This window comes from Mesorhizobium sp. M7A.F.Ca.AU.001.01.1.1 (assembly GCF_004022735.1).
In the GTDB taxonomy this organism is placed as follows: domain Bacteria; phylum Pseudomonadota; class Alphaproteobacteria; order Rhizobiales; family Rhizobiaceae; genus Mesorhizobium; species Mesorhizobium ciceri.
In genome coordinates, this window is record NZ_RZPF01000976.1 from 1 (window position 1) to 1,820 (window position 1,820).

Sequence of the window (1,820 nt, forward strand, 5' to 3'; positions counted from 1 at the left end):
TCCTTGAACAGCTCGCGCAGCGGCTCGACCAGCTGCATGTTCATGCGCGCCGGCAGGCCGCCGACATTGTGGTGCGACTTGATCGTCACCGACGGGCCGCCGGTGAAGGAGACACTTTCGATCACGTCGGGATAGAGCGTGCCTTGCGCCAGGAATTCGGCGCCGCCGAGTTTCTTGGCCTCTTCCTCGAACACCTCGATGAACAGCCGGCCTATGGTCTTGCGTTTTTTCTCCGGATCCGACTCGCCCTCGAGGGCGTCGATGAAACGGTCCGACGCGTTGACCAGAATGAGCGGCAAATTGTAGTGCTCACGGAACATCGCCACCACGCCCGCGGCCTCGTCCTTGCGCATCAGGCCGTGGTCGACAAGGATGCAGGTCAGCTGGTCGCCGACCGCTTCGTGGATCAACAGCGCGGCAACGGAGGAATCGACGCCGCCCGACAGCGCGCAGATGACCTTGCCCTTGCCGACCTGCTTGCGGATCGCCTCGACCGCGTGCTCGCGGTAGGCGCGCATGGTCCAGTCGCCCTCGATGCCGGCGATGTTGTGGACGAAGTTCCTGAGCAGCCGGGCACCGTCGGGCGTATGCACCACCTCGGGGTGGAACATGATGCCGTACATCTTGCGCTCGATGTTGCCGAAGATGGCGAAGGGCGAGCCCTCCGATTTGCCGAACACCTCGAAGCCGGTGGGCAAGGAGATGACGCGGTCGCCATGGCTCATCCACACCTGGTGGCGCTGGCCGGGCGCCCACAGGCCCTCAAACAGCGGGCTGTCCTTCTGGATCTCGACGAAGGCGCGGCCGAATTCGCGATGGTCGGAGCTTTCGGCGACGCCGCCCATCTGCACGCACATGGCCATCTGGCCGTAACAGATGCCGAGCACCGGCACGCCGGCGTCGAAGACGATCTGCGGCGCGCGCGGACTGCCGATATCGCCGGTCGAAGCCGGGCCGCCGGACAGGATCACGGCTTTCGGATTGATGCGCTTGAATGCCGCTTCGGCCGACTGGAACGGCACGATCTCGGAAAACACGCCGGCCTCGCGGATGCGGCGGGCGATGAGCTGGGTGAACTGGCTGCCGAAATCGACAATCAGGACGGTATCGGGATGATTGGCTGTTTTCATGGCGAGCGTTTAGAGAAAGAAATGAGTCGACGCAATGGGTTGCGAGTTTCAGAGCGGTCTGGCGTCTTCATGCGGCGAATCTTTCAGAAGCGTGCCCGAACCGATGGCCTGTTCGAGCCGCATGACGGCCTCCGCCAGCTTCTCATCGATGACTTCAAGATATTCGGTCCAGTCGCCGACATGCCTGAGATCCGCCGCCCCGTCGGAAATGCCGCGCAGCCCGATCAGCGGAATGTCGAACAACTGGCAGGCGCGCAGGCAGGCGAAGGTCTCCATGTCGACCATGTCGGCGTTAACAGCATCATAGGCCGCACCGGTGATGATCGCGCCGCCGGTCGATAGCGTCGCCTGCTTGATATCAGGTATCTTGAAGGGCAATGGCACGGTCACCGGCAGGTCGAGGAAGGGTGTGGCACCCTTCTCGAAGCCGAGCGGCGAAGCGTCGATGTCACGGTAGCTGACCGAAACCGCCTGGTAGATTCCCGTCTGCTCCAGCGTCCGGCTGCCGGCTGAGCCGAGCGACACGACGAGGTCGGGCAGGGGTTTTTGCGACTTCAGCCAGGAGAGTTCAGCGCCTAGCCTGACGCCGGCCTCGACCGGACCGACACCTGTCATCAATGGCGTGAACAGCTGCTTGAGATGCGGACCGTATTCGGCCTGCGCCGCCATGACGAAGAGGACGTCCTTGCC

General features: G+C 63.4%; 2 protein-coding genes. Both read right to left on the reverse strand.

Going from position 1 to position 1,820, the window contains the following annotated elements:
• A partial coding sequence (guaA, locus tag EN884_RS34760; protein WP_128361076.1) for a glutamine-hydrolyzing GMP synthase occupies positions 1–1,130 on the reverse strand: 1,130 nt, incomplete at its 3' end.
• A gap of 48 nt (positions 1,131–1,178) precedes the next feature.
• Positions 1,179–1,820: 5'-methylthioadenosine/S-adenosylhomocysteine nucleosidase (locus tag EN884_RS34765; RefSeq protein WP_128361077.1), on the reverse strand; the 642-nt coding region annotated here is incomplete at its 5' end.